This window comes from Pseudomonas sp. HMWF021 (assembly GCF_003061005.1).
Classification (GTDB): Bacteria; Pseudomonadota; Gammaproteobacteria; order Pseudomonadales; family Pseudomonadaceae; genus Aquipseudomonas.
Genome location: NZ_QAIK01000172.1, coordinates 27,489 through 32,229, shown reverse-complemented (window position 1 = coordinate 32,229; position 4,741 = coordinate 27,489). Strand labels below are relative to the sequence as shown.

At 60.8% G+C, this 4,741-nt stretch carries 4 protein-coding genes; 3 read left to right on the top strand and 1 reads right to left on the bottom strand.

Features of this window, described 5'->3' with window-relative positions:
- From DBR18_RS29910 to DBR18_RS24955, 3 genes are all read left to right on the top strand, one after another.
- A partial coding sequence (locus DBR18_RS29910; protein WP_256588952.1) for an amino acid permease occupies positions 1-866 on the top strand: 866 nt, incomplete at its 5' end.
- Between the two features lie 203 nt (positions 867-1,069).
- Positions 1,070-2,551, top strand: coding sequence for a glucosyltransferase domain-containing protein (locus tag DBR18_RS24960; protein WP_108592317.1), 1,482 nt, complete (start codon positions 1,070-1,072; stop codon positions 2,549-2,551).
- A 116-nt stretch (positions 2,552-2,667) separates the two neighbouring features.
- Positions 2,668-3,030 (top strand): polysaccharide synthesis protein GtrA, encoded by a 363-nt coding sequence (locus DBR18_RS24955; RefSeq protein WP_108592316.1) that lies wholly within the window; start codon positions 2,668-2,670, stop codon positions 3,028-3,030.
- A 36-nt stretch (positions 3,031-3,066) separates the two neighbouring features.
- Here the strand turns inward: DBR18_RS24955 and DBR18_RS24950 are convergent, their stop codons facing one another.
- Entirely contained in the window at positions 3,067-4,686 is a 1,620-nt protein-coding gene (locus DBR18_RS24950) for an FMN-binding glutamate synthase family protein (protein WP_108592315.1), read from the bottom strand.
- Between the last annotated feature and the right edge of the window lie 55 nt (positions 4,687-4,741).

Below are 4,741 nucleotides of genomic sequence, written 5' to 3'. Positions count from 1 at the left end.
GCTTTGGCAACGACGGCGTGGCGCTGGGGATTTCCAACCTGTGGGCCCATGGCGGCTTCATGCCCAACGGTGTGACCGGTGTGCTGATGTCCCTGCAGATGGTGATGTTCGCCTACCTGGGTGTCGAGATGATCGGCCTGACCGCCGGTGAAGCGCGCAACCCGCAAAAAACCATCCCGAATGCGATCGGCTCGGTGTTCTGGCGGATTCTGCTGTTCTACGTCGGCGCGCTGTTCGTGATCCTGTCGATCTACCCGTGGAACGAAATCGGCACTCAGGGCAGTCCGTTCGTGATGACCTTCGAGCGTCTGGGCATCAAGACCGCCGCCGGTATCATCAACTTCGTGGTGATCACTGCAGCGCTGTCGTCGTGCAACGGTGGCATCTTCAGCACCGGGCGAATGCTCTACAGCCTGGCGCAGAACGGCCAGGCCCCGGCCGGTTTCGCCAAGACCTCCAACGGCGTGCCACGTCGTGCGCTGCTGCTGTCGATTTTCGCGCTGCTGATCGGCGTGCTGCTCAACTATCTGGTGCCGGAGAAAGTCTTCGTCTGGGTGACTTCGATTGCGACCTTCGGCGCGATCTGGACCTGGGTGATGATCCTGCTGGCGCAACTGAAATTCCGCAAAGGCCTGAGCGCCAGCGAACGTGCCGGGCTGAAATACAAAATGTGGCTGTACCCGGTCAGTTCGTACTTCGCTCTGGCGTTCCTGGTGCTGGTGGTCGGCCTGATGGCGTACTTCCCCGACACCCGCGTGGCGCTGTATGTGGGGCCGGTGTTCCTGGTGCTGCTGACGGTGCTGTTTTATGTGTTCAAGTTGCAGCCTACCGGTGAATCGCAGGGGGCGGTGCGTTCGGTTTCCTAAGCTGTAACGCTCGATAGCAAAAGCAAAAGATCGCAGCCTGCGGCAGCTCCTACACGGGATATTTATTCACCCTGTAGGAGCTGCCGCAGGCTGCGATCTTTTGACGTTTTACCGCTGGTCTGAAAGAACGATCCAACTCACCTGAAAACGCTCACATTTCTATCAGATTTACATTCCGCGCAGCATTGAACAGAGGCGCGAACATGAGGACGAGCGCTTTTCTTGAACGAGAACTCAGTCAGCGTCAGGTCGCGCTGTTCTACCTGCTTGCCACCTCGTTGTACGTCCTGCCACTGATCCTCGCCGACTTCCCCTACATCGACGACAACTGGCGCTCACTGGCCGCCGGCAATGCCTGGGCCGGGCAGGGGCGGTTGTTTGCCGACTGGTTTTATCAGGCGCTGACCTTCACCGGTGCTGCACCGAACATCTTCCCCTTGCCCCTTTTGCTCGCTGCGGTAGCGATGAGCCTGGCGCTGACTCGCCTGACGTTTCACTACTTCACTGAACCGACGCTCGCCTCTTGTCTCGTTGCGTTGCCGCTCTGGTACAACCCGTTCCTGTTGCAGAACCTGTCCTACCAATACGACGGCCCGGTCATGGCCCTGAGCATGGTCGCGGTGATCTACGCCATCACGTTCGACGGTTCATCGCGGGTGCAGCGCTGGCTGGTGTCGGCGGCGCTGCTGGCGCTGGCGGTCGGGCTGTACCAGATCAGTCTCAACGTGTTTCTCGGCCTGTGCGGCGTCGAACTGATCCGGGCGATCCACCACCGACTGCCACGGGCAGACATCTGGCGCATGCTGGGTGCAAAACTCGCGCAACTGGGACTGGCGGTGCTGATCTACAGCGTCACCGCCTACCCATTCATGGACTCACGTCGCGCTGAATTGCTGGACGGCTCGGCCCGGCCGTTGCTGCAGATTGGTATCAACCTGGGGCGCGTGCTGGAAAAAACCGGACTGCTGTTGCACGGGGGGCACGCCTGGGTATTCGGCGCGCTGGTGCTGTGTGCGCTGGTCGGAGTGACGTGCGTGCGACCGCCTCGAAAATCCGGCTTTTGCGCACTGCTCGTCGTGCTGACGCTTTTGGTGCTCGTACTGCTGGTGCCGGGCATGACGCTGCTGTTTCGCGATTTCAACGAAGGCGCACGCACCCTGATGGGCTTCGGTGTGCTGCTGCTGGCGCTGTTCTATCTGGCGTATCTGGCGCTCGCTGCCGGGCATCGTCGATTGCCGTTGCTGCTGATCATCCCGTTGCTGGCGACGCTCTCGCTATCGTTCGCCTACGGCCGGGTGCTGACGATGCAGAAAACCTTCGCCAGCAGTGCGCTTTACAGTCTTGGCCACGACATCGCCGAACATGGTGGACTGCGCCAGGCCAAGCGGATCTATCTGTCGGTGACCTACTCGGATCGCTGGCTGGTCGGCGCGGCGGGATCGTTCGAGCGATTGCCGGTGCTGCACTATCTGCTCAACGTCGACTACTACATGCTCGCGGAAAACCTGCCCGCGATGGGCATCACCAACGTCGTGGCCGAACGCGAACGGCGCAATGCCACGCATGTCGGTTATCGGGGTTATCCGCCGTTGGTAGACAGCCTGTACTACCGCATCTACCTGATCGGCGATTACGGTTTCATCGTCATGAAAGAGCCGCCTCACGGCCGATTGCTGCAGTGGTAAAGCGTTGACCGTTCGTCGCAGAAACCCATGTACCTGTAATTTCTGACAGTAGACGGCGCAAGCACCTTGCCCTAGCTTCAAAAGCAAGCCGGACGAAGCCAGGGCAAGGGACCGAAATGAAGGGATGTTCTGCACTGATAGTGATTGCAATTGCCGACGCCCTTATCCACTGGCAGATCTTTTTTGTCCTGTGCATCGCTGTCGAGTTGACCCAGGCTACCAGCAACTTCGCTGCATTCTGCGTGGCGGCGGCGTTCTCGTTGTATGTGAACTTGCTCTACACCTTCGAGAGCAACACATCGGTATTCGGCTATCTGCTGTTCATCGGCCTGATGGGCGCAGCCAGTTTTGGCATCGGCTCGATTGCCGATATTCGTGGCTGGCATGGATTGCTGACGGTGACGGTGTTTACCGCGCTGAACCTGACGTTGGGCTACTGCTTTTTCCGGTTTGTGCTGTTTCGTCAGCAACGGAGCTGAGGCGCCAGCCTGCGGGGCAGACTGGCGCATCGTCGATCAGGCAGCAGCCACTTCCTGCGGCTCAAAACTGTCCGCCCGCGCCATCTGCCACATCCGCGAATAGAACTCGCCGTTGACCTCTCCGGTGAGCAATTCCCCCGGTTTCAGGAACACGTGCAGCTGCGAGAACAGTTTGATTTCGGTCGCCGACATGCGGCGCACCAGGTGCTTGGCCGACAGTTGTGATGGATGTTCCAGCCCTGCAGCGGCAAGCATTTCTGCCAGTGCCTTGAGCGTGTTGCGGTGGAAGTTGTAGACGCGCTGGGCCTTGTCCGGGACGACGAGGGCGCGTTGGCGCAAGGCGTCCTGGGTGGCGACGCCGGTCGGGCATTTGTTGGTGTGGCAGCTTTGCGACTGGATGCAACCGATGGCGAACATGAAGCCGCGCGCGGAGTTGGCCCAGTCGGCACCGATGGCCAGCACGCTGGCGATGTCGAAGGCGCTGACGATCTTGCCGCTGGCGCCGAGTTTAATCTTGTCGCGCAGGTTCAGGCCCACCAGGGTGTTGTGCACGAACAGCAGGCCTTCGCGCATCGGCACGCCGATGTGGTCGGTGAATTCCACGGGCGCCGCACCGGTGCCACCTTCCTTGCCGTCGACCACGATAAAATCCGGCAGGATGCCGGTTTCCAGCATGGCCTTGGCGATGCCCATGAACTCCCATGGATGCCCGAGGCAGAACTTGAAGCCCACCGGTTTGCCGCCGGACAGTTCACGCAGTTGCTGGATGAAATGCATCATCTCGATCGGCGTGGAAAACGCGCTGTGGCGTGACGGCGAGATGCAGTCTTCGCCCATCATGATGCCGCGGGTGTCGGCGATTTCCTGGGTGACCTTGTGCTTGGGCAGGATTCCGCCGTGGCCGGGTTTGGCGCCCTGGCTCATCTTGATTTCGATCATCCGCACTTGTGGATTCTGCGCCTGGGCGGCGAAGCGTTCCGGGTCGAAACGGCCGTCGCTGGTGCGGCAGCCAAAGTAGCCGCTGCCCAGTTCCCAGGTCAGGTCGCCGCCGTGTTCACGGTGATACGGGCTGATGCTGCCTTCACCGGTGTCGTGGGCGAAGTTGCCGAGTTTGGCGCCCTGATTCAGGGCGCGGATGGCGTTGGCGCTGAGCGAGCCGAAGCTCATCGCCGAGATGTTGAACACCGAGGCTGAATACGGCTGGGTGCACTGCGGGCCGCCGACGGTGACGCGGAAACTGCTCGGGTCGCTCAACGGCGCCGGGCGCATCGAGTGGCCGATGAATTCAAAGCCGGACTGATAGACGTCGATCAGCGTACCGAAGGGTTTGTCGGCGGTTTCGTTCTTCGCCCGTGAATACACCAGCGAGCGTTGGGCGCGGGAGAAGGGCAGGGCGTCGCTGTCGGATTCCAGCAGGTACTGACGAATCTCCGGGCGGATGCCTTCGACCAGATAGCGGATGTTGCCCAGGATCGGGTAGTTGCGGCGCACCGCGTGCGGGCTCTGCAGCAAGTCGAACAGACCGAGCAGGCTCAGTACGCCGGTGACGGCGGTGATCGGCCACAGCCAGTCGTGTTCGAGAAAGGGCAGGCTGGCGAGGGTGAAAATCACGCAGACGGCAAAGAAGGCGTAGCGGCTCAGGAGTGACAGGCTCATACGGTTTCCTTGGGTTCGGACTCAATGGTTACCCATGGCGCGCAGACTGGCTTGC

Coding starts and splice junctions, on each gene's coding strand:
- DBR18_RS24960 (WP_108592317.1), top strand. CDS start 1,070: ATGAGGACGAGCGCTTTTCTTGAACGAGAACTCAGTCAGCGTCAGGTC.
- DBR18_RS24955 (WP_108592316.1), top strand. CDS start 2,668: ATGAAGGGATGTTCTGCACTGATAGTGATTGCAATTGCCGACGCCCTT.
- DBR18_RS24950 (WP_108592315.1), bottom strand. CDS start 4,686: ATGAGCCTGTCACTCCTGAGCCGCTACGCCTTCTTTGCCGTCTGCGTG.